Source organism: Kribbella sp. NPDC050470, assembly GCF_044458365.1.
GTDB lineage: Bacteria > Actinomycetota > Actinomycetes > Propionibacteriales > Kribbellaceae > Kribbella.
In genome coordinates this window covers 617,362-643,110 of the sequence record NZ_JBITHV010000001.1, presented here as the reverse complement: position 1 = coordinate 643,110, position 25,749 = coordinate 617,362, and the positions used below count along the sequence as shown (strand labels likewise).

At 69.8% G+C, this 25,749-nt stretch carries 24 protein-coding genes; 12 read left to right on the top strand and 12 right to left on the bottom strand.

Going from position 1 to position 25,749, the window contains the following annotated elements:
• Positions 1 to 19 precede the first annotated feature (19 nt).
• Positions 20 to 2,818 carry an AAA family ATPase gene (locus ACIBGM_RS02925; protein ID WP_396384276.1) on the bottom strand — a complete coding sequence of 933 codons (2,799 nt, stop codon included), beginning with the start codon at positions 2,816 to 2,818 and terminating at the stop codon, positions 20 to 22.
• 183 nt (positions 2,819 to 3,001) lie between these two features.
• Between ACIBGM_RS02925 and ACIBGM_RS02920 the strand changes: the two genes are divergently transcribed.
• Entirely contained in the window at positions 3,002 to 3,673 is a 672-nt protein-coding gene (locus ACIBGM_RS02920) for an NUDIX hydrolase (RefSeq protein ID WP_396384275.1), read from the top strand.
• A 20-nt stretch (positions 3,674 to 3,693) separates the two neighbouring features.
• Here the strand turns inward: ACIBGM_RS02920 and ACIBGM_RS02915 are convergent, their stop codons facing one another.
• Positions 3,694 to 3,927 carry a hypothetical protein gene (locus tag ACIBGM_RS02915; RefSeq protein WP_396384274.1) on the bottom strand — a complete coding sequence of 78 codons (234 nt, stop codon included), beginning with the start codon at positions 3,925 to 3,927 and terminating at the stop codon, positions 3,694 to 3,696.
• A gap of 41 nt (positions 3,928 to 3,968) precedes the next feature.
• On the opposite strand from ACIBGM_RS02915, the gene ACIBGM_RS02910 reads away from it, so the two are divergent.
• The 7 genes from ACIBGM_RS02910 to ACIBGM_RS02880 all read left to right on the top strand — a co-directional run bounded on the left by ACIBGM_RS02910 (position 3,969) and on the right by ACIBGM_RS02880 (position 10,657).
• Positions 3,969 to 5,024 (top strand): glycoside hydrolase family 15 protein, encoded by a 1,056-nt coding sequence (locus ACIBGM_RS02910; protein ID WP_396384273.1) that lies wholly within the window; start codon positions 3,969 to 3,971, stop codon positions 5,022 to 5,024.
• A 19-nt stretch (positions 5,025 to 5,043) separates the two neighbouring features.
• Positions 5,044 to 5,424, top strand: a complete 381-nt coding sequence (locus ACIBGM_RS02905; protein WP_396384486.1) for a glycoside hydrolase family 15 protein — start codon at positions 5,044 to 5,046, stop codon at positions 5,422 to 5,424.
• A 75-nt stretch (positions 5,425 to 5,499) separates the two neighbouring features.
• A complete protein-coding gene (locus tag ACIBGM_RS02900) occupies positions 5,500 to 7,350 on the top strand; it encodes a glycoside hydrolase family 15 protein (protein WP_396384271.1) in 1,851 nt (616 codons plus the stop codon).
• A complete protein-coding gene (locus tag ACIBGM_RS02895) occupies positions 7,347 to 8,387 on the top strand; it encodes an ABC transporter ATP-binding protein (RefSeq protein ID WP_396384270.1) in 1,041 nt (346 codons plus the stop codon). The genes ACIBGM_RS02900 and ACIBGM_RS02895 overlap by 4 nt, the downstream gene beginning before the upstream one ends.
• A complete protein-coding gene (locus ACIBGM_RS02890; protein ID WP_360526807.1) occupies positions 8,384 to 9,019 on the top strand; it encodes an ABC transporter permease in 636 nt (211 codons plus the stop codon). Before ACIBGM_RS02895 ends, ACIBGM_RS02890 begins: the two co-directional genes overlap by 4 nt.
• 1 nt (position 9,020) lies before the next feature.
• A complete protein-coding gene (locus ACIBGM_RS02885; protein ID WP_360526804.1) occupies positions 9,021 to 9,725 on the top strand; it encodes an ABC transporter permease in 705 nt (234 codons plus the stop codon).
• Positions 9,722 to 10,657 (top strand): ABC transporter substrate-binding protein, encoded by a 936-nt coding sequence (locus ACIBGM_RS02880; protein WP_360526801.1) that lies wholly within the window; start codon positions 9,722 to 9,724, stop codon positions 10,655 to 10,657. Before ACIBGM_RS02885 ends, ACIBGM_RS02880 begins: the two co-directional genes overlap by 4 nt.
• A 10-nt stretch (positions 10,658 to 10,667) precedes the next feature.
• Here the strand turns inward: ACIBGM_RS02880 and ACIBGM_RS02875 are convergent, their stop codons facing one another.
• The 4 genes from ACIBGM_RS02875 to ACIBGM_RS02860 all read right to left on the bottom strand — a co-directional run bounded on the left by ACIBGM_RS02875 (position 10,668) and on the right by ACIBGM_RS02860 (position 14,044).
• Positions 10,668 to 11,177, bottom strand: a complete 510-nt coding sequence (locus ACIBGM_RS02875; RefSeq protein ID WP_360526798.1) for a sigma-70 family RNA polymerase sigma factor — start codon at positions 11,175 to 11,177, stop codon at positions 10,668 to 10,670.
• 99 nt (positions 11,178 to 11,276) lie between these two features.
• Positions 11,277 to 11,828: an Lrp/AsnC family transcriptional regulator gene (locus ACIBGM_RS02870; protein WP_396384269.1), complete on the bottom strand. Its 552-nt coding sequence runs from the start codon at positions 11,826 to 11,828 to the stop codon at positions 11,277 to 11,279.
• Entirely contained in the window at positions 11,815 to 13,299 is a 1,485-nt protein-coding gene (locus tag ACIBGM_RS02865) for an aldehyde dehydrogenase family protein (protein WP_396384268.1), read from the bottom strand. The genes ACIBGM_RS02870 and ACIBGM_RS02865 overlap by 14 nt, the downstream gene beginning before the upstream one ends.
• The gene (locus ACIBGM_RS02860; RefSeq protein WP_396384267.1) at positions 13,289 to 14,044 is read right to left on the bottom strand and encodes an SDR family NAD(P)-dependent oxidoreductase; all 756 of its coding nucleotides are present in this window, start codon (positions 14,042 to 14,044) and stop codon (positions 13,289 to 13,291) included. Before ACIBGM_RS02860 ends, ACIBGM_RS02865 begins: the two co-directional genes overlap by 11 nt.
• A gap of 100 nt (positions 14,045 to 14,144) precedes the next feature.
• Here ACIBGM_RS02860 and ACIBGM_RS02855 point away from each other — a divergent pair, with 100 nt between their 5' ends.
• Complete coding sequence (locus tag ACIBGM_RS02855) at positions 14,145 to 15,122, top strand: SDR family oxidoreductase (protein ID WP_396384265.1); 978 nt, start codon at positions 14,145 to 14,147, stop codon at positions 15,120 to 15,122.
• Here the strand turns inward: ACIBGM_RS02855 and ACIBGM_RS02850 are convergent.
• The 5 genes from ACIBGM_RS02850 to ACIBGM_RS02830 all read right to left on the bottom strand — a co-directional run bounded on the left by ACIBGM_RS02850 (position 15,110) and on the right by ACIBGM_RS02830 (position 19,708).
• The gene (locus tag ACIBGM_RS02850) at positions 15,110 to 16,351 is read right to left on the bottom strand and encodes an MFS transporter (RefSeq protein ID WP_396384264.1); all 1,242 of its coding nucleotides are present in this window, start codon (positions 16,349 to 16,351) and stop codon (positions 15,110 to 15,112) included. The genes ACIBGM_RS02855 and ACIBGM_RS02850 overlap by 13 nt on opposite strands.
• Positions 16,352 to 16,358: 7 nt before the next feature.
• Positions 16,359 to 17,534 (bottom strand): amidohydrolase, encoded by a 1,176-nt coding sequence (locus ACIBGM_RS02845; RefSeq protein ID WP_396384263.1) that lies wholly within the window; start codon positions 17,532 to 17,534, stop codon positions 16,359 to 16,361.
• A gap of 20 nt (positions 17,535 to 17,554) precedes the next feature.
• Positions 17,555 to 18,193 carry a GntR family transcriptional regulator gene (locus tag ACIBGM_RS02840; RefSeq protein WP_396384485.1) on the bottom strand — a complete coding sequence of 213 codons (639 nt, stop codon included), beginning with the start codon at positions 18,191 to 18,193 and terminating at the stop codon, positions 17,555 to 17,557.
• 87 nt (positions 18,194 to 18,280) lie between these two features.
• Positions 18,281 to 19,162: a tachylectin-related carbohydrate-binding protein gene (locus ACIBGM_RS02835; protein ID WP_396384262.1), complete on the bottom strand. Its 882-nt coding sequence runs from the start codon at positions 19,160 to 19,162 to the stop codon at positions 18,281 to 18,283.
• A gap of 12 nt (positions 19,163 to 19,174) precedes the next feature.
• Positions 19,175 to 19,708: an RDD family protein gene (locus tag ACIBGM_RS02830; RefSeq protein ID WP_360526774.1), complete on the bottom strand. Its 534-nt coding sequence runs from the start codon at positions 19,706 to 19,708 to the stop codon at positions 19,175 to 19,177.
• A gap of 163 nt (positions 19,709 to 19,871) precedes the next feature.
• Between ACIBGM_RS02830 and ACIBGM_RS02825 the strand changes: the two genes are divergently transcribed.
• Together ACIBGM_RS02825 and ACIBGM_RS02820 are read left to right on the top strand one after the other, a co-directional pair.
• Positions 19,872 to 20,273, top strand: a complete 402-nt coding sequence (locus ACIBGM_RS02825) for a hypothetical protein (RefSeq protein ID WP_360526771.1) — start codon at positions 19,872 to 19,874, stop codon at positions 20,271 to 20,273.
• 28 nt (positions 20,274 to 20,301) lie between these two features.
• The gene (locus ACIBGM_RS02820) at positions 20,302 to 23,496 is read left to right on the top strand and encodes a BTAD domain-containing putative transcriptional regulator (protein ID WP_396384260.1); all 3,195 of its coding nucleotides are present in this window, start codon (positions 20,302 to 20,304) and stop codon (positions 23,494 to 23,496) included.
• On the opposite strand, the gene ACIBGM_RS02815 is transcribed toward ACIBGM_RS02820, so the two are convergent.
• Positions 23,481 to 25,271, bottom strand: a complete 1,791-nt coding sequence (locus tag ACIBGM_RS02815) for a GAF domain-containing protein (protein ID WP_360526765.1) — start codon at positions 25,269 to 25,271, stop codon at positions 23,481 to 23,483. The two genes, ACIBGM_RS02820 and ACIBGM_RS02815, sit on opposite strands and share 16 nt — an antisense overlap.
• Before the next feature lie 125 nt (positions 25,272 to 25,396).
• Between ACIBGM_RS02815 and ACIBGM_RS02810 the strand changes: the two genes are divergently transcribed.
• On the top strand, positions 25,397 to 25,642 hold the full coding sequence (locus ACIBGM_RS02810) for a hypothetical protein (protein ID WP_360526762.1): 246 nt from the start codon (positions 25,397 to 25,399) through the stop codon (positions 25,640 to 25,642).
• Positions 25,643 to 25,749: the final 107 nt, after the last annotated feature.

The following is a 25,749-nucleotide window of genomic DNA, read 5'->3' as shown; positions in this document are numbered from 1 at the left end:
CGACCGGCCGGTCTGCCGGCTAGCGCGGCAGGACCGGGTCGGGATCGCTCGGAAGGGCTCGGTGGAGCTGGGTCCGGGAGCTGATGTCGAGCTTGGTGAACACCTTGCGCAGGTGGTACTGGACCGTCCGCGAGCTGATGAACAGCCGAGCGCCGATCTCCGGGTTGGACAGGCCGTCGCTGGCCAGCCGCGCCACCTGGAACTCCTGGGCGGTCAGTGCAAGATTCGTCTCGTCGACTCGTTTGCGAACGGTCTGACCGGTCGCGAGCAACTCGACCCGGGCTCGCTCCGCGAAGGCGTCGGCGCCCATCGACTGCAGCATCTCGTGTGCGATTCGCAGCTGCTCGCGTGCATCGCCTCGCCGGTTCTCCCGGCGCAACCACTCGCCGTACAGCAGATGCGCGCGGGCCAACTGGGTCCTGACACGCGTCCGGCTCAAGAGCTCGATCGACTCGCGGTGGCACTGTTCTGCCGCGTCGCCGTCGCTCAGGAACGCGCGGACCCGGGCTTCGACGCCGTGCACCCAGTCGGTCGGCGTGACGCGGGTGCGTTCGGACAGCCACGCCAGAGCGGCTTCGAGCACCTGCGGGTTGCCGGTCCTGGCCGCGGCCTCGGCAAGTTCGGGCACGATGTGACATCCGTAGCCCATCGGCTCGCGGTCGAACGCCTCGCGGGCGGCTGCATACGCCTCGGCGCTCCGCCCGTAGCCGTTGTGCAGCACCGCACTCGCGTAGCCCGCGAGGCTGACCAGCCGATCCGCACCCTTCGCCGTCGCCTCGCGCGCGGTCGCCTCGATCAGGGCGGATGCCTCCTGCTCCTGACCCCGCCACGCCGCGAGCATCATCGCGGTGTCGGCGATCGGCGGGTTCCCGGTCGCCTCGGCGAGCAGGCGATCCTCTCCGATCAGACGCTCGGCCGTGAGCAGATTGCCGGCGACGATGTGGGACCGGGCCAGGTAGTTGAGGGCAAACGCCAAGTGCATGAGCGCGCCGGTGCTCCGGGAGAACTGGACCTGGGCCGCAGCCAAGGCGTGCCAGGACTCGTGGTCCCAGACCTCCATCGCGATGATCTGGCTGATCCGGCCACCGGCCAGCCGGAGCCAGCGCTCGAACTCGCCACGGCCGGCGTCGAGCGTCAGGGCCATGTCCAGCGCCTGCGTCAGAGCCGGAGCGCTGGCCGCGTAGCCGTCGGTCACACGCAGCGCGACGGCGTCGAGCAAGACGTCCAGCACTCGCGGCGGCGCAGGCCCAGGTGGCGCGCTGCGGGCAGCCTCCGCCGCTTCCCGCACCTTCGGGCTGCTGAGGTCACTGGCCCAGATCGCTGCCACGAGAGCGTCCAGGTACGCCGCGCGGGCCCGGTCGACGCTCACCGTCTGGATGCGCCTGGCCGCGCTCAGGAGCAGCCGATGGGCGTCGCCGCCACGCCGCTGGTCCAAGGCGATCTGACCGCGCAGCAGTTCCACCTCGGCTGCGTGACGCCCGTCGATCGTGCCGGCCTCGACCGCGAGCAGCAACCCCAGGGCAGCATCCAGGGCCCCGGCGTCCGACTTGGCCCGCGCGGCGGCAAGCAACCGCTCTGTGCGGCGGACCGCGTCGGGCGTGAGCATCGCCGCGCGCTCCAGGAAAGCGGCCGCCGCGGCCAGGCCACCGCGGGCCTGTGCCCGGTCCGCCGAGCGCTCCAGTTCGTCGGCCACCGCCGCGTCCGGGCTGGTCGCCGCCTGCGCCAGGTGCCAGGCGCGACGGTCCGGATCGACCTGCGGATCCGTCACCGCGGCCAGCGTGCGGTGCGCCTCTTGCCGCTCCTGGCTCGAGGCGGATCGGTACGCCGCTGATCGCACCAGCGGATGCCAGAACCGAACCTGGGCGCCGAAGTCGATCAACTCCGCCTCGACCGCCGGCACCCCCGCATGGATCGGAATCCCGAGTTGCTCGGCGGCACGCCACAGGAGCAGAGGGTCGCCGGACGAATCGGTCGCCGCCAAGCGCAGCAGGCGCTGGGTCTGCTCCGGCAGCGCCTCGATCTGGCGGCGGAAGCTCTCCTCGATCCGGCCCGACAGCCGCCGTGCGCCCAGCAGGCCGAAGCCGCCCGCCAGCTCCGCGGGAGTCAGTCCCCGGGGCAGTTCGAGCAAAGCCAGCGGGTTCCCCCGGGTCTCGGCGAGGATGCCGTCCCGGACCCGCGCGTCGAGCGGCCCGGCCAGGACCGAGTCCAGCAAGGCCCGCGCGTCACTAACCGGCAGCCCCTCGACGGCCAGGCTGGGGAACGCCGCCAGTTCGTCGCCGGAGTCACGGGTCGCGAACACCAGGCCGACCGGATCGGCCGCGAGCCGGCGGGCCACGAACTCCAACGCCTGCGCCGAGGCGCTGTCCAGCCACTGGTGGTCATCGACCAGACACACCAGCGGTTGGTCCCCGGCCGCTTCCGACAGCAAGCTCAGGACGGCCAGGCCCACCAGGAACCGGTCCGGAGGTGGGCCCGTGCTGATCCCGAACGCGGTCTGCAACGCGACTCGCTGCGGCGTGGGCAGCCGAACCAGTCGGCTGAGCATGGGCGCGCACAGCTGATGCAGGCCGGCGAAGGCCAGCTCCATCTCGGATTGCACGCCGGCCGCGCGCGCCACCTGGCAGCCCGGCGCTTGCGTGGCCAGGGACTCGAGCAGGGCGGTCTTGCCGACGCCCGGCTCACCACGGACTACGAGCACCCGGCTGTCGCCGGCCCGGACGGCCTCGACCAGCTCTGCGAGGACGCGCAACTCACTGGTCCGGCCCCGCAACGTCGCGGGGCCTCTGTGTCGGCGGGAACCGCCTGAGCCCGTAACCATTCAGCGGCGCCTTCCGAGCGGCCTGTCGGGATCGAACCACAGTATCGCGGTGCTGTCAGGTCCCTTGCGTACTGGCAATCCCGCGGGAACTGCCGGCCGACGGCGACTCGACGGCCTGCCGACGCGATGCAAAGGTGAAGTCATGACCCGCGTTGGCGAGCGGCAAGGGCAGTCCGCGTAACCGTGGAAGCCAGGCCTGTCCCGTCGTGGCTGCGCGACCTGGCCGACGCAGCCGCGACGATGCGTCCGTCACCGGCGCTGATGCCGCCGGCGAGTGGCGGAAGGCGGTCCGCCGTACTCGTGTTGTTCGCCGAAGGACCGGATGGACCGGACCTGCTGTTCATCCGCCGAAGCGAGCGCCTGCGGCTTCATTCGGGGCAAACCGCCTTTCCCGGCGGGGTCATCGATGCCCCGGATGCAGGGCCGGTGGCGGCCGCGCTCCGCGAAGCGGCGGAGGAAGTCGGCGTGCAGCCCGCCGACGTCGAAGTCGTCGCTACGCTGCCCGAGCTCTTCATCCCACCCACCCGGTTCCGGGTCGTTCCCGTGCTTGCCTGGTGGCTCCGGCCGCGCGCGGTGACACCGGTCGACCCAGGCGAGGTCGACGCGGTCGAGCGGATCAGTGTCGAAGAGCTGGCTGATCCGGCCGGCCGGCTGATGCTGCACAGGCCGAGCGGGATCGTCCTGCCGGCGTTCCAGGTCAGGGACAGGCTGATTTGGGGACTGACCGCCGAGATCGTCGACCGGCTCCTCGCCCTCGCGGGATGGGAACGCCCGTGGGACACCCGGGTCGTCGAGCTGCCGGGTCCGCATCCGGCCGGACCGGATCAGAAGGTGGATCCGATCGCACGGAGTTGATCCCGGCCGCTCTCGGTCAGTCAGCAGGTCTGCGGAGTACGGCGTGACGGGTTGCGCAGCCGAATGCAGGCCGACCGGGTGGAGGCTCGGTTCTGCCGGAGCGTCGAGTTCTGTCCCTGGGTGACGATCTCGTACTCGCTCGGCATTCGGCGGAGGTCGCCGAAAGTGCTGAACGTGCGGACAGCGCCCGTCGCTCCACCCGGGAGTGTCACCGGCGCGGCCGGACGCCGTCCGGGACGACCGTGGAGAACCACGGCACGTCCACCGAAGGCCGGCCGAGCGAGAGGCACCGACAATGACAGCTCACATCGAGGACTATGCATTGATCGGCGACCTGCGCACCGCCGCCCTGATCGGCGTCGACGGATCCATCGACTGGCTGGCACTGCCTCGCTTCGACTCGCCGGCCATCCATGCCGCGCTGCTGGGCACAGCCGAGCACGGCCACTGGGCGTTGGCGCCCGTGGCAGGCCGACACTGCGCCCGCCGTTCCTACCGATCCGGAACGTTGATCCTGGAGACCGACTGGATCACCGAGGCCGGCGCGGTCCGAGTCACGGACTTCATGGACCCCACCTCACCGGCGTCCCAGGTGATCCGGCTGGTCGAGGGCCTCATGGGAGAGGTGGCGATGGCCACCACCCTGAGGCCACGGGTGTCCTTCACTCTCACGCACACGACCGGCGGGGACGCGCCACTCCCGGATCCGACGGGGCAACTGGCGTCCACAGACGCGTTCTGGACGGACTGGTCCGGCCGCAGCACCTACACGGGGCGGTGGGCCGGCGAGGTGACCCAGTCCCTGGTCTTCCTGAAGGCGCTCACGTACGCCCCGACCGGCGGGATCCTGGCCGCCGCAACGACCTCCCTGCCCGAGCAGACGCTGGACTGGCTCCCCGGCCACGCCGGTTCGGCGCCGGTCCGGATCGGCAACGCCGCCGCAGTCCAGCAACAGAACGACGTGTGGGGTGAGGCTCTCGACGTACTGCTGGCAACGCACGATGCCGGCGTACCGGTCCTGCCGGAGGAGCGTCGGCTGGTAGCCAGGATGCTGGATCGTCTGCTCAGCACCTGGCACCAACCCGACCACGGCCTGTGGGAGATCCGCGGACCACGCCGGCACTTCCTGCACTCGAAGCTGATGGCGTGGGTAGGGCTCGATCGGGCCATCGCCTTCGCCGAGTCGGGTGATGCGACGGCGTCGGCGTACGAGCTCGACCGGCACCGCAGGCTCAGGGCGCATCTGCGCGCGGAGATCCTCGACCGCGGCTTCTCCTCGCAGCTGCGGGCGTTCGCACAGTCCTACGGCTCCGCGCGCCTGGACGCCTCAGTACTCCTGATCTCCCGTTAGGGCTTCCTGCCCTGGTCCGATCCTCGCGTCGTGGCGACCGTCGAGACGATCCAGCGCGACCTCACCCACAACGGACTGGTACTTCGCTACACCACCAGCGAGTGAGCCGAACCTGGACGGCCTGCACGGGTCCGAAGGCGCGTTCGTGGCCACCTCGTTCTGGTTGGCGGATGCACTCTACGAGCTGGACCGCACCGACGACGCGATCGAGCTCTTCGAGCGGCTCCTCGGCCTGCGCAACGACGTCGGCCTGCTGAGCGAGGAGTACGACCCCGTCGCCGGTCACCATCTCGGGAACACCCCGCAGGCATTCAGTCACGCCGCCCTGGTCACCACCGCGCTACGTCTCGACGCGCAACCGGCCGGCATCGTCCGCACCCTGGCCGAGGAAGCATCCTGACCTCTTCCTACCGGGGAAGGACCGGGGTGTCCCCTGGGCGCGAGCCGCAGCCGCAGCGCGGCATCGTCTTGTGCCATGTCGAGTACGCCGATCGCGCACCATGCGATGCTGTCCGACCGACACACCGCCGCTGTCGTGGACAGTGCCGGCTCGGTCGAGTGGCTGTGCCTGCCGCGGTACGACAGCCCGTCGGTGTTCGGACGCCTGCTAGATGCGGACGCTGGGCACTGGTCGATCAAACCCACCGCGGCCTTCAGCGTGTCCCGGCGCTATCTGGCCACCAGTCTGGTCCTGGAGACGACGGTCGTCACCGCGGCCGGGACGGTGACGTTGACCGACCTGCTGTGCCTGGGCCAGGACAACGGCGGTCATCGGCTCGGCACCGACGTACCGCACCTGCTCGTGCGCCGGGTGAGCTGCACGGCCGGGTCGGTGGACATCGAGCTCGAGTACCGGCCTCGACCTGGCTACGCCCTGGCTCCGGCAACGCTGAGGATGGTTGCAGGCGGCGTGTCGGCTCGCCGCGGCGACGAGGAGGTGTTCCTGTCCTGTCCGCTGCCTCTCGAGGTAGTCGCCGATGTGGCGCGCGGCCGGACGCGACTGTTCGCCGGCGAGTCGATGCTGTTCGGCGTACAACACCGCTTCGCGCATGATCCCGAGGCGCGCGTCTGGTCGCAGGCCGAGCTGGCCGACGGCATGCGTCGGACGGTCGCCGCGTGGCGGTCGTGGTCCGAGCTACACCAGACGTACGACGGCCCGTGGGCCGACCTGGTTCACCACAGCGGCCGCGTTCTCCAAGGGCTGTCGTACCAGCCAAGTGGTGCGATCGTCGCGGCCCCGACGACGTCGCTGCCCGAGGAGATCGGCGGCCGTCGCAACTGGGACTACCGCTACTGCTGGGTGCGCGACGCCAGCCTGACGCTGGATGCGCTCTGGGTGGCGGCCTGCCCCGACGAGGCGCTCGACTTCTTCACGTTCATCTCCGGAGCAGCGGCCCACTCGGCCGGTGAGTTCCTCGATCTTCAGGTGATGTTCGGGGTCGGCGGTGAACGCGAGCTGGTCGAGCGGGAACTGGCCCATCTGCACGGATGGTGCGGCAGCCGGCCGGTACGGGTCGGCAACGGGGCCTGGAACCAGAGTCAGCTCGACATCTACGGCGAACTGCTCGCCGCCGCCCACCGGCTGCGAGACCGCCTCGTGCTGACCCCCGGCATCGCCGGGTTTCTGGTCGCGTGCGCCGACACGGCCGCCCGTCGGTGGCCGGAGCGCGACCACGGGATCTGGGAGATGCGCGGTCCGAGGCAGCACTTCCTGTACTCCAAGGTGATGTGCTGGGTCGCGCTGGACCGGGCCATCGCGCTGGCGGACCTGCTCGAGGCGGGACACCGCGTCGAGGACTGGGCCCGAAGCCGAGCGGCGATCCGTCGGCTCGTCCTGCGCGACGGATGGAGCGACGAGCTGGGCGCCTTCGCCGGCGCGCTCGACTCCACCGATCTGGACGCGTCGGCGCTGATGCTCGCGATCGTCGGGTTCCTGCCCGCCGACGACCCCCGCATGCTGGCCACCATCGACGCGGTCGAGCGCGACCTCACCGATTCACGCGGCTTGGTGTACCGGTACCGGGCGACGGACGGCCTCGCCGGCGACGAAGGCACGTTCTTGCTGTGCACGTTCTGGCTGGCGCAGGCCCTGGCGCTGTCCGGGCAGGTCGAGCGGGCGCTGACCGTGTTCCGTCGAGCTGTCGCCTACCTGAACGACGTCGGGCTGCTCGCCGAGGAGGTCGACGCCCGGACCGGGGAGCTCCTCGGCAACTTCCCCCAGGCGTTCAGCCACATCGGCCTGATCAACGCCGCCTGGGCGATCAGCCAGGCCACCGTTCCCACCGGCAGCCGAGCGCCGTACCGGGCGAGCGGGAGGTTGCGATGATCACCTTCGACAAGGTGTCCAAGCGGTTCGCCGATGGCACCGTCGCTGTCGATGCGCTGAGTCTGCGCGTTCCGCACGGGCAGATCACCGTGTTGCTGGGGCCGTCCGGCTGCGGCAAGACCACGACGCTCCGGATGGTCAACCGGCTGGTCGAACCGAGTGCCGGAACGATCACGCTGGACGGCCGAAACGTGGCCGGCCTGCCGGTGCACGAGCTACGCCGCGGCATCGGCTATGTCATCCAGCAGGCAGGACTCTTCCCGCACCGCACTGTGCTCGAAAACGTCGTGACGGTCCCCGGCCTCCTGGGCTGGGAGAAGAAACGGCAGCAGGACCGGGCCCGCGAGCTTCTGGACCTCGTCGGACTGGGCGCCGAGGTCGCCGACCGCTACCCGCGCCAACTGTCCGGCGGGCAGCAGCAACGGGTCGGCGTGGCCAGGGCCTTGGCGGCCGATCCTCCCGTGCTGCTCATGGACGAGCCCTTCGGCGCGGTCGACCCGGTACGGCGCGGCGGCCTGCAGCAAGGGTTTCGCCAGTTGCAGCGCGAGCTTCGCAAGACCGTCATCCTCGTCACGCACGACGTCGACGAGGCAGTGCTCCTGGGCGACCAGATCGCGATCTTTCGACCCGGCGGCCAACTCGTCCAGGCCGGGACACCGCAGACCCTGCTGGCCAATCCGTCCGACGCCTTCGTCGCCACGTTCCTCGGCAGCAGCCGCGGGCAGCAACTGCTGTCCCTGCGCTCGGCGGGCCAGGTCCCTGCAGCTTCGGTTCCAGCGGAGGGCCTGATGGGTTGGCAGCTCGAGCTCACCCCCGACGGACAGCCCAAGGTCTGGCGGGCAGTGACCGCCGGCGCGCACCTGCCCGTGCCGGTGCAGGGCGTCGGACCGTCGGGGTCGTTGCGAGACCTGCTCGACTCGGCCCTCACCTCCCCGGCCCGCGCCGCCGTTCGCCTCGACCGTCGCGGCGCGTTCTTGGGTGTGGTGCCATGGCCGGTCCTCAGCACGCACCTGCTCGAGACGGCGGTCGCGGGATGAACTGGTCGTGGCTGGCCGACAACCTCGACATCGTGCTCGAGCAGATGCGGGTGCATGTCCAGATCACCGTCGCCGCGCTGGCGCTGAGTGTTGTCGTGGCCCTCCCGTTGGGGGTCGCCGCCTATCGGTGGCCGAGTGTCTATCCCTGGCTCCGAGTCGTCATCGGCGCCCTGTACACGATCCCTGGGCTTGCGCTGTTCGCGGTCCTCGTCACCGTGGTCGGTCTCGGCGCCGCCCCGGTCGTGATCGCCCTGGCCCTCTACGCACTGGTCATCCTGGTCGCCAACCTGGTCGAGGGACTGCGCGCCGTCCCGCGGGACATCGTCGATGCCGCCGCCGCGGTGGGATACCGGCCGGCGACTCGGCTGTTTGCCGTCGAGCTGCCGCTGGCGGTGCCGACCCTGATCGCCGGGCTGCGGGCCGCGGCCGCCTCCACGATCTCGCTGGTCAGCCTGGGCGCCCTCGTCGGGAGCGGCGGCCTTGGCCAGCTGCTCATCCACGGTTTCCAGGTCGCCAACCCGGTGGAGATCTGGACGGGATTGGCCGGGACCGTCGTACTCGCCGTGATCGCGGACCTGTCTCTGGTCCTGGCCGGGCGGACGTTCACACCATGGCTGAAGGCACGGTCGTGACATGGAAGCCTGCCTGGACTGGCTCACCGATCCCGCGATGTGGTCGGGACCGAACGGCATCCCGGTCCGCCTGCTGGAGCACGTGATCTACTCCGCCGTCTCGGTGCTGATCGCCGCCGCGATCGCCGTACCGCTGGGGCTGCTGACCGGGCATCTCGGTCGCGGCAGTCTTCCCACCACCACGGTCGCCACGTACTGGCGGGCCGTCCCCACGTTGGGCGTGGTGGTCCTGGTGTTCCAGCTCGAACCGCTGTCGGTCTGGCCCGTTCTCGTGGCACTGGTGCTCGTGGCACTGCCGCCGATCCTGTTGAACACCGATGCAGCGCTGCGCTCGGTGGACCCTGGCTCGCGGGAGGCGGCGGTCGGCATGGGCATGACCGGTCCCCAGGTCCTCCGCCGGGTCGAGCTGCCACTCGCCGTACCGCTGATCCTCACCGGGCTGCGTTCAGCGACCGCTCAGGTCGTCGCGACCGCGACCGTCGCTGCCTTCGTCGGACTCGGCGGGCTCGGCCGCTACATCATCGACGGCTACGCCAACCGCGACTTCGCACAGATCACCGGCGGGGCGCTTCTCATCACCGGCCTGGCACTCGGGCTCGACGGACTCCTCGCCGTCCTGCAACGGCGCCTCGATCCCACCGCCGGCCCGCGTCGCCGGATGCCGGGATACCTGCTCGGCTCCGTCAGCCTCAAGGAGAAACCATGAAGAAGAAGTTGCTGGTCCTGCTCGTGGTGGCTCTGGTCGGTGTGCTGCTTGTCCTCGACGCAGTGGTCGGCGTCATCGGACCGGACGACTCCTCGAGCGGCGAGGCAGGTCAGCGGCCCCGGTTGACCGTCGGGTCGGCCAACTTCCCCGAGAACGAGCTGCTCGCCGAGATCTACGCCGGTGCGCTGAGCGCAGCCGGCTTCGAGGTGAGCACCAAGCTGAACATCGGGTCCCGCGAGGTGCTGTTCCCGGCGATGGAGAGGAGCGAGATCAACGTCGTGCCGGAGTACACCGGCGCCTTGCTCAACTACCTGTCCAAGGGCGAGGCGAGCGCCACCGGTACCAGCGAACAGGTCTCCAAGCTCGACGCGACGCTGCCGAAGGGTTTGCGGTTGCTGAAGCCATCGAAGGCACAGGACCAGGAGACGGTCACTTGCACCCGTGCTGTCGCCGAGAAGCATGGCCTGACCAGCCTGGAGGACCTGGCCCCGGTCAGTGGCGAGCTGGTCTTCGGCGGGCCGCCCGAGTTGCCGCAGCGGGAGGGCTTCGGCTTCAAGGGCCTCAAGGACGTGTACGGCGTCGTGTTCGCCAAGTTCCAGCCGCTGGACGTGTCGGGCCCGTTGACAGTCGCGGCACTCCGGGACGGCAAGGTCGACTGCGCGAACCTGTTCAGCACCGCATCCGCGATCACAACCAACGGTTTCGTGTCGTTGACCGACCCGCGCGGCCTGATCCAGTCCGAGGCGGTCGTCCCGCTGATCACCGAGGCCAGTGCGACGCCGCAGGTGACGCAGACGCTCGATGCGGTCAGCGCTCAGCTGACCACGGACATCCTCAAGACGTTGGTCAAGCGCGTCGAGGTCGACAAGGAATCCTCCGCGGCCGTCGCCGCCGACTTCCTCGGCGACAACGGACTCAACGCCGCCCGCTGAGGCAGCCTGATCAGGCAGCTTGGCGAGGTGCCCGGTGCGGGAGCGCGTGCCGCAGCCCGGCGCGGCCGCGGTGGATGCGACTTTGCACGGTCCCGATCTTGAGGCCGAGCGTTGACGCAATCTCCCGGTAGGTCAGACCCTCGATGTCGCGGAGCACCACGACGGCCCGGTACTCGGGGCACAGCCCCTGCAGCGCCGCGACCACGTCGCTCGCCAGGATGCGGTCCTCGACGATCTGCGGCGGTGGGGCCTCGCCACTCGCCGGCAGCTGGTCGTTGTCGGCCAGCCGGTCCCACCTGATCCGTCGCTTGGCCCGGGCCCGGTCGATGAACAGGTTCGTGGTGATCACATGCAGCAGCGCCGGAGTGGGCGCCGAGACGTACCGGAACACCCGGACGAAGACGTCCTGCGCCAGGTCTTCCGCATCCTGCCTGTTGCCCGTGAGGCGGTAGGCGCGACGGTAGACCCGCTCGAAGTAGGTACGCACCCAGTCGTCCCACACACCGTCGTCCGTAGCCATGGCAGCACGCCCTTCCCGAACTTGGGTAGGCATCAACCGTCGCGCCCCGGCGAGCCCGGTCGCGCCCGTGGAACGCCCTGGCCGATCCCCCGGTCGCGGTCAGTCTGCGATTGCCTGGTCGAGTTTGGTGAGGAGGGCGGGGCCGAAGTCCTTGGGGGGCATGTCGGCTACGGACAGGAGGGTGGCCGTGCGTTGGATGCCTGGAATTCGCCAGATCTGGTCCATCAGGATGGTGCGTAGTTCGCCGTAGTCGCGGACTCGCATGCGGATCAGGAGGTCGAGGTCTCCGGTGACCAGGGTGACGTCTTCGACTTCGGCCAGTTCCCAGAGGGCGGCCATGATCGCGGCGACGTCGTACCCCGGGCCTGCTTCGATGGAGAGGAACACGACCTGCCCGTAGCCGACGACCGACCAGTCGACCTGGGCGCGGTACCCGGTGATCACGCCGTTGCGTTCCAGTCGCGCCATCCGCTCACCGACGGTGGGGGCGGACACGCCGAGCAGGGTGGCGATCTGGCGCTGCGACGCACGGCAGTCGGCCAGCAGGATCTTCAACAGGGCCAGGTCGATCGCGTCGAGTGCATAGGGCTCACGCGTCGTCGCGGCGACGTCGCGGACGTGCGCCAGGGAGGAGTGGTTATCGGCGAGCATGGGATTCTCCCCTGGTGACATGCGTTTCGGAGACGAGGCGAAGCTGGGTGAAGGCGAGGATGCCTTCGATCCCGCCTTCGTAGCCGTAGCCGGAGTTGCCCAGGCCACCCAGCGGTACGTCGGGCAGCGAGGGAGCCAACTGGTTGACACCGATGTTCGACGCGTTCAGTCGCCGTACGACGTCGTCGCGCACGGCCATGCTGTCCGTGAACAGGTACGCCGCAAACGAGTACGGCGCCGCGTTGGCTGCATCGATCGCCTCGTCCACCGTGCTGAACGAGGAGACGGTCGCGATCGGGCCGAACGGCTCTTCCGAGAGGATCGTGGCCTTGGAGTCGAGTGGAAGTCCGGCGAGGATCGTCGGCTCGAAGTAGAACCCGTCACGGGCCGCTTGGCTGCCGCCAGTGGTGATGACGGCCCCATGATCGACGGCGTCGCGGGTGAGGCGGACCAAAGCGTCCACACGCCCTTGATGCGCGACCGCGCCGAGCGTGACTCCCTCCTCGGTGCCGTGCCCGAGCACGTAGGACTTCACCTTGGCCGTGAGCTTGTCGACGAACTCCCGGTAGCGGGACTCGTGAACGAAGTACCTCGAGGGCGCAACGCAGGACTGCCCGGCCGAACCGAACTTGGCGGCTGCAGTCGTGGCGATCGCGTGATCTACGTCGGCGTCGTCCAGTACCAGCACGGGAGCATGCCCGCCCAGCTCCAGCACGGTGCGGATCAGGTTCGGCGCCGCCTGCGCGGCCAACGCCTTCCCGACGGCCGTCGACCCGGTGAACGACAATGCCTTGATCGACGAGGACGAGGTCAACTGTTCCGACACCTCCTGCGGATCACCGAAGACCAGGTTCACCACGCCGGCCGGAAGGCCCGCGTCGGCCAGCACCTCGACGACGAGTCGCGCGGTGGCCGGAGCGAACTCCGACGCCTTGAACACCACCGTGCAGCCGGCCGCGAGAGCAGCGCCGAGCTTGCGGGTGGCCAGCACCGCCGGGAAGTTCCAGGCCGTGATCACCGCGACCGGGCCGAGCGGTGTCGGGATCGACGTACGGCGTGAGCCGGCAACGACGCCCGGGAACATCGTGGCCTGCACCCGGCCGGCCTGCTCACCGTTCCAGCGCAGCGTCTCCACGGCCCGGCCGATCTCACCGCGGGCGTCAGCCTCCGTCTTCCCGGTCTCCAGCAGGATCGTCGCGGTGGCCTCCTCGACACGATCCGCCAGCAGGCCTGCCGCTCGCCGCAGGATGTCGCCCCGGGCCGCGGCCGGCGTGGCGGACCGCGCTGCGAAAGCAGCCTCGGCTGCCGCGATCGCCTCCGCCACCTGCTCGGTGCTCGCCAACGACACTGCGCCGACGGTTCGGCCGTTGCCTGGGTCAACATTGTCCAGGCGGCCGGCCTTGCCTGCGGTCCAGGTCCCGTTGACGAACAGCTCCGCACTCATCCGCGCCCTGCTGGTGTCAACGGACATACGACGCTCCGTTGACATCGATCGTGGTGCCGGTCGCATGCTTCGCCAGACCGCTCGCCAGGAACGCGATGATGTTGGCGACGTCCTGCGGCTGCGCGACCTCCCCCAGGCCGGTCTGCTCCGCGGCGACCTCGACGCCGACCGTGTCACGGAAGTGCTCGTTCAGGTCGGTGTCCACATACCCAGGGGCGACTGCGAAGGCGGTCACACCTTGGCGGCCGTACTGCCGAGCGATCGTGCGCGTCATCGCAACGACCCCGGCCTTGGCTGCCGCGTAGTGCCAGTACTCCGGGTCCTCGCCGCGAAACGCTGCGCGCGACGCCAGGTTGATGATGATGCCGCCCCGGTCGCGTCCGGCGTACGCCGTCACCGCCTCGCGGCACAGGACCGCGGGCGCCTTGAGATGCAGGTCGAGCGAGAAGTCCCAGACCTTCAGCCATTCCTCGAGCGGGGCGTCCAGCGGAGCGGGCGGATAGGCGCCGGCGTTGTTGACCAGGACGTCGACGTGGCCCTTGACGGACCAAGCGTCGTACCAGAGCTGCTTGGCCGCTGCCAGGTCGGTGAGGTCGGCGACCAGCGGCGTGGCGCTGTCACCGAGCTCTTTGGCGAGGGCGTCGAGCGCGGGTCCCGCGAGGTCGTGGATCAGCGCATGCCCGCCTTGGGCCACGACAGTACGAGCGGTCGCCGAACCGATACCACCACCGGCGCCGGTGATCAGGACGACGCGGCCCTCGAGACTGCTCACATCACACCTCCATCTGTAAGGCCAGGATGGCTCAACTGTTATCATTCTCCAAGTTCTGAACTACGCCGACCTTACACATCTCCCGCCTGGAGTGGCTCGAATGCGCGTTCTCTTTCTCGGTGGAACCGGAATCATCAGCTCGGCCTGCTCCTGGCGAGCCGTCGAGCTCGGGCTGGACCTCACGGTCGCCAACCGGGGCCAGACCTCGGTCCGCCAACTCCCGCCGGAGGCGAAGCAGCTCACCGCCGATGTCGACGATCCGCCGTCCTTGGCCGCTCTCGCCGGCCAGGACTTCGACGTCGTGGTCGACTGGGTCGCGTTCACTCCCGATCACGTGCGGGCTCGCACCGACGCTTTTCGGGGACACGTCGGCCAGTACGTGTTCATCAGCTCGGCTTCGGCATACCAGACGCCTCCGAACCGGCTGCCGATCACCGAGTCGACGCCGTTGCGCAACCCGTTCTGGCAGTACTCGCGCAACAAGATCGCCTGCGAGGACCTGCTGACCACGCTGTACCGCGAGGAGGGTTACCCGGTCACGATCGTGCGGCCCTCGCACACCTACGACCGCACCCTGGTCCCGTTCGACGGCGGCTGGACGATCGTCGAACGGATGCGCCGCGGCCAGCCCGTCGTGGTGCACGGCGACGGGACCTCGCTCTGGACACTGACCCACCACCGCGACTTCGCCCGCGGACTGGTCCCCCTGCTCGGCCACCCACGCACCCTCGGCGAGGCCTTCCAGATCACCTCCGACGACGTCCTCACCTGGGACCAGATCGCCAACGCTCTAGCCACCGCCGCCGGCACACAGGCCCAGATCGTCCACGTCCCCTCGGACGCGATCGCCGCCGTACACCCTGACTGGGGAGCCGGCCTCCTGGGCGACAAGACCCACTCCGCAGTCTTCGACAACACCAAGCTCCGCCAAGTGGTCCCCGACTACGTCGCCACCATCCCCTTCGAAACCGGCGCCCGCGAAATCATCACCTGGTACGACGAAGACGCCACCCGCCGCCGCATCGACTCAAGCATCGACGAAGCGATGGACACCCTCGTCGCCCGCTACACGCCGTAGCGCAGGAGTTTGGGGGTTCGAACGGTGAGGGTGAGGGTCGAGGCGACGAGGAGGAGGGCGCTGGCGAAGGTGGTGAGGGCGACGCCGTAGTGGTTGGCAAGGGCACCCAGGACCAGGGATGCCAGGGGCATGATGCCGATGGCCAGTTCCTGGACGCCTAGGGCGCGCCCGTGGAGGTGTGGGTCGGTGGTCATCAAGAGCAGGGTCGTCTGTAGTACGCCGAAGGCTGCGCTCATCACGCCGATTCCGCCCATCAGGAGGAACGACGTCGCCGGGTTCGTCGACAGGGCGAACAGTGACCACAGGGTTCCCCAGCAGGCGGTGCCGACGAGGAACATCGCTCCCTTCCAGCGGAAGTCGCCCAGCGCCGCGATCACTACCGATCCGAGCAGCCCGCCGACACCTCCGCAGGTCAGCAACCAGCCGAGCCCGGCGGCGTCGAGGCCGAGCGACTCGTGCGCGAAGACCGGCATGAACGCCTGATAGATCGGCCACAGGAAGATGTTCGCCGCCAGCGTGACCAGCAGGACCGATCTGGCGAGGCGGTTCCGAACGATCGCGCGGAGCCCGCCGACGACCATCCGGACCGCCGATTCGGCGTGCTCGTGAGTAACGTGCCCAAGACCGCGCAACGGCAGCAGCATGGCGAGCGAGATCGCGTACCAGACGGTGGAGATCCACAGCGCCGCCGCCGCACCCAGCCCGCTGATCATCAGGCCGCCGATCGCCGGGCCGATGACCTGGGTCATGTTCAGCGCCATCGAGTTCAGGGCGTTCGCGTTGCTGAGGTTGCGCCGCCCGACCAGGTCGAGAACCAGCGAGGCACGAGCCGGTTGGGACGGCGACTGCGCAAGACCGACCGCCAGCCCACCGACCAGCAGGACCCAGTACGGCGCCTTGTCCAGCGACGTCAGCGCAGCAACCCCGCTGCCCGTGACGAGCGCCCACGAGCACGCGATGACCAGCAGTCGTACCCGGTTGTGGCGATCGGCGACCGCACCGGCGAACGGCCCCAGCAGCAACGGCGCGAGTCGCGCAGCAGCGAACACCGCGACGAGCAGATCGGACCGAGTGGTCTCGTAGGCGAGCCAGCCGAGCACCAAGGTCTGGGTCCAGACACCGCCGAAGAAGAAGAGGTTCGAGAACCACAGCAGCCGGAACGGCCGGTTCTCGCGCAACGATCCCAGCGCCTGGCCGACCACGGCAGGCGCGCGACTGGTTTTGAGCAACGGTGGCTCAGCCGACAAGCTCGCCGTCGCGGACGACGATCCGCCCGCCGGCCACCACAAGCTCACGCCGCGGAGCCCGGACCAACGCGTCGGGCGCATGTTGAGCATCGATCAGTACGACGTCCGCCCGCGCGCCGGGCGCCAACGTGCCTCCATCGTGGTCGACGAACCTGGTTGCAAGTCGGACGGCGTACTCGAGCTCCTCGTCCGTGCGAAGACCGTGCAGCCGAGCGAACCCGAGGGCGACCCGAAGCAGGTCACCATCACCGTACGGCGACCACAGATCGCGGATGCCGTCCGTACCCAGACCGATCGCGACTCCCGCCTCCTGCATCGCGCGCCACGGCAGCGGCGCGGACCGGACCGGGGCGACCGTCGTCCAGGAGATGCCGGCTTCGCCGAGTTGTTCGACCAGCTGATCCTGGCGGGTCGGCGACAGCTCGCCGAGGGCGAACCCGTGCGACACGTTCACCTTGCCGGCCAGCCCGGTGGAGCGAGTGCGTTCGATGATCAGCTCGTACTGGAAGGCGCCGAGCTCGCCGCCGTCGTGCAGGTGGATGTCGATCCCGACCCCGCGCCGCTCGGCGATCGCGAACAAGGCATCAAGCTGGCCGACCGGGTCGCGGTCGATCGACGCGGGGTCGAGACCGCCGATGCTGGTCGCGCCCTCGGAAGCCGCTTGGTCGAGCAGGTCGATGACTCCGGGTCGCCGCAGTACGCCGTCCTGCGGGAACGCCACGATCTCCATGGCGACGGCGTGGTCGAGGGTGGCAGCGGCCTCGCGGACGCATTCGATGCCACGGAGACCGACCCCGAGGTCGACGTCCACGTGGGTGCGGGTCGTCGTCGTACCGTGCCTGAGGAACTCCCGCAGCACCGCGGTGGCGCCGGCTGCACTGGGGATGCCGTACTTCGCCCGCTCGGCCCGTTCGTGTGCGATCCGCCCCTGGGTCGTGGGCTCGCCGCCGTACGAGACCCAGGGCTGACCCCACCAGCTTTTGTCCACATGTGCGTGCGCGTTGACGAAGCCGGGCAGCGCGAGCAGACCGCGACCGTCAACGCGCTCCCCCGCCGGGCCGTCACCGCCGGTCGGCAGCACCGCCGTGATCACGCCGTCGGCGATGTGTAGATCGACCGGGTCGCCACCCCATGGGCGGACGTTGGCAAGCAGCAACGAAGTCATGCCGCAAATGGTATACCAAACTACCGGAGCCGACTTCGCTGGAGTTCGTGCGAGGTGGCCAGGTGTTCCGTGACCAGACGCTCGACCTCGACCACATCGCGACCTGCGATGGCGGCGTACAGGCCTCGGTGCTGCTCCGCGACCGCGGCGAGGTCGTCGTGCTGGGCCAGCAGCCAGCGCATCCGGCTGCGCAGCGGGCGCTCGATCTCGACCAGCAGGTCGTTCGAGGCCAGCTCGGTCACGATCTCGTGGAAGTCGCCCGCGGCCCGCCGGGCCCGCACGGCGTCGTTCGCTCGCGCCGCTTCGAGTTGCTGATCCAGAGCGCGCTTGAGCCGCTCCAAACCCTCACGGGTACGGCGTTCCGCCGCCAACCGGAACGCCAACGGCTCGAACGCGGCCCGCACCTCGCTCAGGTCGGCGATGTCGGTATCGGTGAACTCCCGGACCACCGCCCACGACCGCGGCCGCAGCGTGACCAGCCCCTCCGTGACGAGCGTCTTGAGGGCCTCCCTGACCGGGACCCGGCTCACGCCCAGGTCGTCGGCCAGGTCACGCTCCACCAGTCGATCGCCGGGACCGCGCACGCCATCCAGGATCTCGTCACGCAACCGCCGGGTCACCCGGTCCGCCTCGGACTCGAACCCACCGCTGTGCGCCATCACGCTCCCAGGCTCATTGGTATACCGATCCCAGTATGCCGAACCGTTCGGAGCCGAGGCGTCCGGGTGCACCCAGACCGAACCGGGCTACTGCCCGTAGGCCTTCGCGGTCCAGCCGAGGGAGCCGAGCGAGCCACCCTTGATGTCGGTGCCGACGCCGTCCGTCTTCTTGGCGTCGAAGTGGACCGAAACCCGGCCGGTGGCGGTGATGCCGAGCAGCGGCCTGCCGTCGGGGTGTGCGTCGCAGGAGCCGGTGCTGAGGGTGGTGAAGGCTCCCCAGCCGGTCGACCGCAGGACCTTCGAGCTGATCGTCGTCGGGGTGGCCCGGTTGATCCGCCACTCCTTGAGTTCGCCGTTGGCCTTCGTGCCGATCAGCACGTCGACGGCCGCCGTACCGGTGCCGCCGCTGCGCTCGTAGACCAGCGTGTTGACCGTGTCCCAGCCTTTGCCGGCCAGCTTCACCGGTGTCGACAGCGTCAGCACACCATTCACGTAGCTCTCCGTGGAGCGGTACAGCGAGGTGCCCGCCACGTGATAGAGGTACGGCGACGCCGAGGCGAGGATGCGGGCTCCGGCGAATCCGACCCCGATGTGGCTGGCACTCATCGCCATGATGCGCCAGGATCCGTCGATCAGGTGGCCCTCGCGGGTCACCTTGAACAGCCGATCCGAGCCCGCGCGAGCGGCGTACCCGGTGGTGCGGAAGACGGTGTCGTCACCGGAGGCGCCGATCTGCTGGTACGACGTCGGCACCCAGCCGAGATTGTCGTTGGCGTACTCCGAGGTGCTGGTCGTCCCACCGTCGTACACATAGGTGAGACGTTGTCCGTCGGAGCGGTACGCCGCGGTGAACACGCTGCAGTCCGCCGGCACGTCGCCGACCGCCGCGGTCGTGGGCCGGGCCGCGACGACGATTCCGGCCGCGGAGACGGCCAGCGCCGTTGCGGCGGCCACGATCGATTTACGCATCAGAAGAGATCCTTAGTTCGAGTTGGGAACTGCGTGAAGTGATGCCCGGAGCCGACGGGTGGCGTCGACGTCCAGGCTGCCCCTGACGAAGGAGCCGGGCGGGGATCCTCCGCCGCCGCCGAGCGTGCCGAGCAGCACGCCGACGATCAGGAGCGGGAGCAGCAAGATCCGGACCACCATCGCCCACGGCGCCCGGAAGCCCAGCCGGCCGCCGTCCTTCAGCCGGACGACCTGGGTCCCGGCCAGGACACCGCCCAAGGCCCGGCCGTTGCCGAAGAACAATCCGTACCCGAGCGGAGACCCGACCACGAGCCCGAACAGGGCGAGCGTCAACGCTCCATTGCCGAGGTCGAACTGGAGGTCCACCAACGCGACGGCAACCACGCCAATGCCCATGCCCAGGGCAACCACCAGGAAGTCCACCAGCCAGGCCAGGGCCCGCGCCCACTCCCCCGCGCGCACGTACCGATCCCCGTTCCCGAACGGCTCGACTCGCTTGGCGACCTGCTCACCCAGGACGCTCGCCGGGTCCACATGACGATTCACGACGGCGACCGTACGATCCCGCAGGCCGACCAATCCGGTCGCAACAGCCCCCCGCAGCCTGAAACCCGCCCGCCGAAGTACGGGCCGACTACGGGCAGACCGATGCCGAAGACAACAACTACCCTTGTTGCCGCCAAGACACGATCGAGGAGTGATCCAGCAGATGCGGTGGTTACCCGCTGTTCTTGCGTCGACGCTCGGGATGCTGGCCGTCACGGCGTGCTCGCCCGGAAAGGCCACCGACTGCGAGGAGGCGTTCCGCGCGGCGGCGACGTCGGTCCCCGGCGTGACCTCGGCGGAGTGGGACTGCAACTTCGGTTTCGGCGGCGGCTGGCAGCGCGGGCAACTGGTGGTCGAGGCTGCCACCAAGGACGAGGCCGCGGGGGTGATGGAGGCGGTGCTGCGGGCGTTCGCCGCAGCACCTGGGCTCGAGGATGGGTGGGCGACCCCGCAGGAGTACGCAACCGAGGACAGAGCGATCGTCGTCGGGGCGAATGCGCTGGGTTTCAACGGCGTTCCAACTGTCGGTCAGGTACGTGAGCGGTACGGCATCAGGCCGGGCTGAGCTCCTCGGGGTCCGTAGGATGCTCTTCGTGTCCGGGAGATCTGCGGAGCGGTTCGGGGCGTTGTTGCGGGTGCTTCGGCAGGACGGCGGGATGACGCAGCGGGAGCTCGCTGAGCAGGCCGGGCTCAGCGCGGGCGCGATCCGCGACCTGGAACAGGGCCGGACCCGAAGCCCGAAGCGAGAGTCGATCGAGGCCATCACCACCGCCCTCGCGCTCAATCGACGGGATGCCGTGAAACTGCACGCCGCCGCGAAGGCGAGCCGATCGGGCACCGGTGCGACCGCAGGCGTCGCCGGGCCGGTGCGGATCGCGATCCTCGGGCCGCTCGAAGTCTGGCAGGGCGACGTCCCGGTCACCGTCAACTCCGGTCCACAACGCACCTTGCTGGCTAAGCTCGCTCTCGCGGCAGGTACGACAGTCGGTCAGGACGAGCTCATCGATCTCCTCTGGCCGCGCGCCGTACCGGAGAACGCGGCGAATCTGCTGCACACCCGGATCGCGCGGTTGCGAAGGCTGCTGGAGGGCGACGAGCAGACCGTGGTCGCCGGCGGCCCCACCGGCTACCGGCTGGCACTCGGCGACAGCGAGCTCGACCTGCTGACCTTCCGCAGTTTGACCGCCCAGGCCGCACTCGCCGGGCCGGACGAGGCATTCACGATGCTTGCGGACGCCCTGGCGCTGTGGCGTGGCGCGACGGACGTGGAGTCCATGGTCACCAGCCCGCTCTACGTCGCCCTCTCCAACGAGTGCACCGCCGCCGCCAGGGCTCTCGCCGAGCTGGCCCGCGAGCTCGGCGATCCCGAACGGGCGCTGGAGCCACTGCGAAACCTCGCCGCGCACCACGAGCTGGACGAGCCGCTGCACGTCGAGCTGATCCAGACGCTGGCGGCAGCGGACCGCCAGGCCGAGGCCCTCGCGGCCTATGACCGGATCCGGTCCGCGCTCGCCGAACAGCTCGGCATCGATCCGGGTGAGCGGCTCCGCGCGGTCCATCTCGACGTACTCCGGCAGCAGAATGGGACTCCGGCACAACCAGCACCGCGATCGGTCGTCCAGCAGGTTCCGTCCGCACCGCCGGACTTCGTCGGCCGCGCGCCCGAGCTCGAGACGATCCGTACGGCGCTCGCCGGCGCTGCTGCCCTGTCCTCCCTGGTCGTCCTGATCAACGGAATCGCGGGCGTCGGCAAGACGGCCTTGGCCCTGACCGCCGCGCACAGCCTCCGTGCGGAATACCCGGACGGTCAGTTGTACGCCGACCTGCACGGCAGCGCCACGACCGCCACGCCTGCCCCGATCCAGGTACTCGGCCGCTTCCTCCGTGCCCTCGGCGTGCCCGCCCGCCGGGTCGGAACCGACGAAGCCGAAGCCGCCGCACTGCTCCGCAGCGAGCTCGCCGACCGCCGGATCCTGGTGCTGCTCGACAACGCGCAGGACGCGGCCCAGGTCCGGCCGCTGCTACCGGGGGCCGGCCGCAGCGACGTGATCGTCACCAGCCGCCGGCGACTGCCGGACCTGGCCGCGGCGGGCGTGGTGAACCTCGAGCCGCTCCCCCAGAACGACGCGATCCGGCTGATCACCGCCATCGCGGCGACGCATGGGCTCGTCGAGGCCGAGTCCGACGGTGTGACCGCACTCGCCGAAGCGTGCGGCCGCCTCCCGCTCGCCCTTCGGATCGCAGGCTCCCGACTCGCCGCCCGAGGAGGGTGGACCGTCGCCGACCTGGCCCGCCGCCTGGACGACGGCAACCGGCGGCTGACCGAGCTCAGCCTCGGCGAATCCAGCGTGCTCAACAGCTTCCAGCTCAGCTACGCAGACCTGAGCTCAGAGGCCCAGCGCGCCTTCCGGCTGTGCAGTCTGCACCCCGGCGACGACTTCAGTGCCGACAGCACCGGCATCCTGCTCGCGAGTCCGGCGGCCGCGGCCGAACGCGTCCTGGAAGAGCTCCTCGACGCCAACATGTTGCTGCAGCAGACGAAGAACCGCTACCGGTTCCACGACCTGCTCGGCCTCTACTCCCGGCAGCTGCTCGCCGACGACCCCGACGCGGAAGCTGCACAAGGGAGACTGCATGCCTGGTACGCCGAAGCGGTGACCGCCGCCATCGATTGGGCCAATCCCCACCTCGTGCGGCTCGCCACCCACCCTGAGCCGACCAGGTTCTTCAGCTCGGAGAGCAAGGCACTCGAATGGCTTGAAGACGAGCTCCCGGCGCTACTGGAAACCGTGACGACTCGCTCGGAGGACCAGGAGCTGTCGTGGCGAATCGTCGACCAACTCAGGGGATACTTCCTGATGCGCCGGGACGCCGACGGCTGGCTACGCGCAGCACAAGCCGGGATGGCCGCCGCCTCGACCTCCGATGACCACCAGGCGCATGCCGCCATGCTCATGAACCGGGGTCAGGCGTTCGGTGCGATCGGACGCGAACAGGAAGCCCTGTCCGACTGCCTCGCCGGTCACGCCCTCGCCGTAGCCGTCGGCTGGACCACAGGCGCCGCCTACCTGGCGCACCAGGTCGCGTGGCTTCAGCAGGAACGCGGCAACCTCGTCGAGGCCGAGCGGTGGATGCGCCGCGCCCTGGCGTTGACCGACGACGAGAAGGACGGCCACGTCCGCGCCATCGCGCTCAACGGTCTCGGCATGACACGCCTCTACCAGGGCGAACCGCAGGAGGCAGCCGACCTGTTCACCGCCGCGCTCCGGATCGACGAGACCGGTCGCGAGATGTCGGCGCTCACCATCCGCGGCAACCTGGCGACCACCCTGCGAATGCTGGGCGCCGCGGACCAGGCGGCTGACCTGCTCACCGACGTACAGGAGGCTTACCGGCACCGCTCGTACCTCAGGGGTGAACTGTCCACGCTGGACGAGTGGGCGAGGCTCTACTCCCAGCGCGGAGACGGCGCCGCGGCACTACAGGCGGCACTCCGAGCGCACCACCTCGCGATCGTCGTCCGCGACCGGAAGGCCCAGGCGCAGACCGCGTCGACCGTGGCAGAGGCCTACCTGACGCTCGGCGACGCGCCGTCTGCCATCGAGTGGATCGAGGATTGCCTCACGATCGCCCGCGGCACGTACCCGTACCTCGAGGCCGAGGCACTCATCGCCCTGGCCACCGCGCGCAACGACCCCACCTCGGCTCAGCAGGCAGCCTCCATCGCCAGGTCCTGCGGATTCCGCCTCCTCGAGGCACAGGCAATGGCGGGTCAGCGGATCCCGTAGTCGTGGATCTTGCGGTAGATGGTGGCTCGGGACATCCCGAGTGACCGGGCGGCCTCGCGTCGGTTGCCGTTGTTGTCGAGGAGGCTGCGGATGATCGCGTCGCGCTCCAGGGCCTCCAGCTGGCTGAGGCTGCGGCGGCTGGTCGCCTGCAGCTCGGCGGGCAGGTCGGCCGGCACGATGACACCGGTACGGCGCCGGTGCTGGACGACCTGCTTCAGGACCTGATGCAGTTCCGCGGTGTTGCCCGGCCAGGCCGACCGCAGCAGCTGGTGCAGCGCGTCCGGCGAGCAGCTCAGGTCTCCGTGGCTCAACTGGCTCAGGAAGAACGGAACCAGTTGACGGACATCGCCGATGTGGTGCCGCAGCGGTGGCACATCGACGGTGATGGGGAACAACGTCAACAGTTCGCCCAGATCGGTCCCGTTCGAGGCTCCTGTCGTCACTGTCAACGCGACCCACGGCGGGTTCAACCCGCGCTGCTCGACTCCGCTCTGCAAGGCGCCGGCCAGCTCGTCGAGCTGGGCCGGCCCCAGCCGTTCGGCGTGCCGGATGACCAACGCCTGGACTGTGTCGTCGGCGAGCTCGGCCTCGAGATCGTCCGCGAAGCTGTCCGACGCCTCGGCGGCATCGGCCAGGTGGAACAACCCACCCGGGTTGTTCTGCTGGTGGGCCGCCCGGGCCAGCGCCACCTTTCCGGCCCCCGCCTCGCCGGTGAGCACGATCCAGTGCCCGGCGCGGTAGGCGTTGTCCACGGCCCGGCTGGTCGCAAGCCAGGGCGCGCTCCGGCCGGCGATCCCGGGCAGCTCCGGGCGTGGTGGCGGCCGGTGCGCCGTCACACTCGTCAGACCGCGGCCGGCAGTCTGCTCGGTGAGCTGGATGACGGCGCCGGTCTCCCGTCCGTCCTCAGGCACCCGCCGGCAGGTGAGGCGCACTCGTCGCCCGCTCGGAAGCTCGATCGACAGGGAGTTGGTCGCGGCCTGGGCCAGCAGGTCGGCGGCGTGCGCGAGGACGGCCGCTTGATCGCTGCCGTCGAGGTTCTGCTGTGCGTAGGCGTTCATCAGCAGCAAGTCGTCGTTGACCGCGAGCACCATGTCATTGGAGCGGCGGCCGGCCAGCAGGTACTCCTGGAGCAGCTCCTGCTCCCGGGCCGAGCTGTCCTGCAGCAGCGCCGCGCGAATCTGGTCCGCGGTGGTCTTGGCCAGCGTGATCAGCAGCGATCCGGCGTCCTTGCGCCAGCAGGTGAGATCGATGGCGCCGACGATCTTGCCGCTGATCGGGTGCTTGATGGGGACGCCGGCACAGGCGAGGTCCTCCAGGTCCTCGGCGTAGTGCTCGTGCCCGAACACGTGCATCGGCCCGCCGCGCTCGAGCGCCGTACCGATGCCGTTGGTGCCCGCGAACTGCTCGGAGTAGCTGAAGCCCGGCGCGAGGTGGACCCGGTCCAGGTGCCGCTTCAGCTGGGCGTCGGCGGTGAGCCGGCGCAGTACCAGCCCGTTGCGTTCGGTGAGGATCACGCTGATCGGCTGCCCGGCCAGATGCTCGTAGAGCCGGCTCAGCACCGGGGTCGCGCTGCGCGCCAGCGGCAGCTCGAGATCGGGGTCCGCGACGTACGGCAGGTCGATCCGGTCGGCCGGGAGGTTCCACCGCTGGGAACGCACCCAGGAGGCCAGGACCGGTCGGCGCACGTCGCCGAGCGGAAACGCGTCGTACGTCAGGAACCGCAGCCGGGCCTGGGCAAGCCGGCTGTCGCCTGACTCAGGTGCCACTTCGTCCACGAGGCCTCCCGACAGATGGCATCGCCATCTAGAGCCTAGTCTCTGGCGGGAATGTGACTGTCTCATATTGAGACAGCCACGGCGGCCGCGATGGCGTCTGATGCGAAGTGCGGAGGTGGTGCCGGATGGACGACGACATTCCGGCCGTCGAGACCTACAACCCGTGGACGATCGTGAACGCGGTCTTCCACCAGCTCGTCGACGCCGGCCTGCATCCCGTGCTCGGGACGACCGGCGATCCGGGCGCGGCCGCCGCCGACCTGCTCGTCGCGCTCGGTATCCGGCCGTCCGTCCAGGCGGACTCCCGGCCCCTGCAGGACACCAAGGCCGAGCTCGCCGAGCTCCGGAAGGCCGCGCTCGGCGACCCCTGACCGCGAGGGTCTCAATTTGAGACCTCCCGGCGAAGGCGGTGGCGATGTACTGCAACTACGAGCAAGACGTGGGCTCGCCTCCGAGGGCCCACGCCCGCGGCCCCGCG

Bases quoted from the DNA above. Each gene is read 5' to 3' on its own strand.
- ACIBGM_RS02880 (WP_360526801.1), top strand. From the start codon at position 9,722: ATGAAGAAGAAGTTGCTGGTCCTGCTCGTGGTGGCTCTGGTCGGTGTG.
- ACIBGM_RS02845 (WP_396384263.1), bottom strand. From the start codon at position 17,534: ATGACTTCGTTGCTGCTTGCCAACGTCCGCCCATGGGGTGGCGACCCG.
- ACIBGM_RS02925 (WP_396384276.1), bottom strand. From the start codon at position 2,818: ATGGTTACGGGCTCAGGCGGTTCCCGCCGACACAGAGGCCCCGCGACG.
- ACIBGM_RS02890 (WP_360526807.1), top strand. From the start codon at position 8,384: ATGAACTGGTCGTGGCTGGCCGACAACCTCGACATCGTGCTCGAGCAG.
- ACIBGM_RS02875 (WP_360526798.1), bottom strand. From the start codon at position 11,177: ATGGCTACGGACGACGGTGTGTGGGACGACTGGGTGCGTACCTACTTC.
- ACIBGM_RS02865 (WP_396384268.1), bottom strand. From the start codon at position 13,299: ATGTCCGTTGACACCAGCAGGGCGCGGATGAGTGCGGAGCTGTTCGTC.
- ACIBGM_RS02825 (WP_360526771.1), top strand. From the start codon at position 19,872: ATGCGGTGGTTACCCGCTGTTCTTGCGTCGACGCTCGGGATGCTGGCC.
- ACIBGM_RS02895 (WP_396384270.1), top strand. From the start codon at position 7,347: ATGATCACCTTCGACAAGGTGTCCAAGCGGTTCGCCGATGGCACCGTC.
- ACIBGM_RS02885 (WP_360526804.1), top strand. From the start codon at position 9,021: ATGGAAGCCTGCCTGGACTGGCTCACCGATCCCGCGATGTGGTCGGGA.
- ACIBGM_RS02855 (WP_396384265.1), top strand. From the start codon at position 14,145: ATGCGCGTTCTCTTTCTCGGTGGAACCGGAATCATCAGCTCGGCCTGC.
- ACIBGM_RS02835 (WP_396384262.1), bottom strand. From the start codon at position 19,162: ATGCGTAAATCGATCGTGGCCGCCGCAACGGCGCTGGCCGTCTCCGCG.
- ACIBGM_RS02810 (WP_360526762.1), top strand. From the start codon at position 25,397: ATGGACGACGACATTCCGGCCGTCGAGACCTACAACCCGTGGACGATC.
- ACIBGM_RS02840 (WP_396384485.1), bottom strand. From the start codon at position 18,193: ATGGCGCACAGCGGTGGGTTCGAGTCCGAGGCGGACCGGGTGACCCGG.
- ACIBGM_RS02910 (WP_396384273.1), top strand. From the start codon at position 3,969: ATGACAGCTCACATCGAGGACTATGCATTGATCGGCGACCTGCGCACC.
- ACIBGM_RS02870 (WP_396384269.1), bottom strand. From the start codon at position 11,828: ATGCTCGCCGATAACCACTCCTCCCTGGCGCACGTCCGCGACGTCGCC.
- ACIBGM_RS02900 (WP_396384271.1), top strand. From the start codon at position 5,500: ATGTCGAGTACGCCGATCGCGCACCATGCGATGCTGTCCGACCGACAC.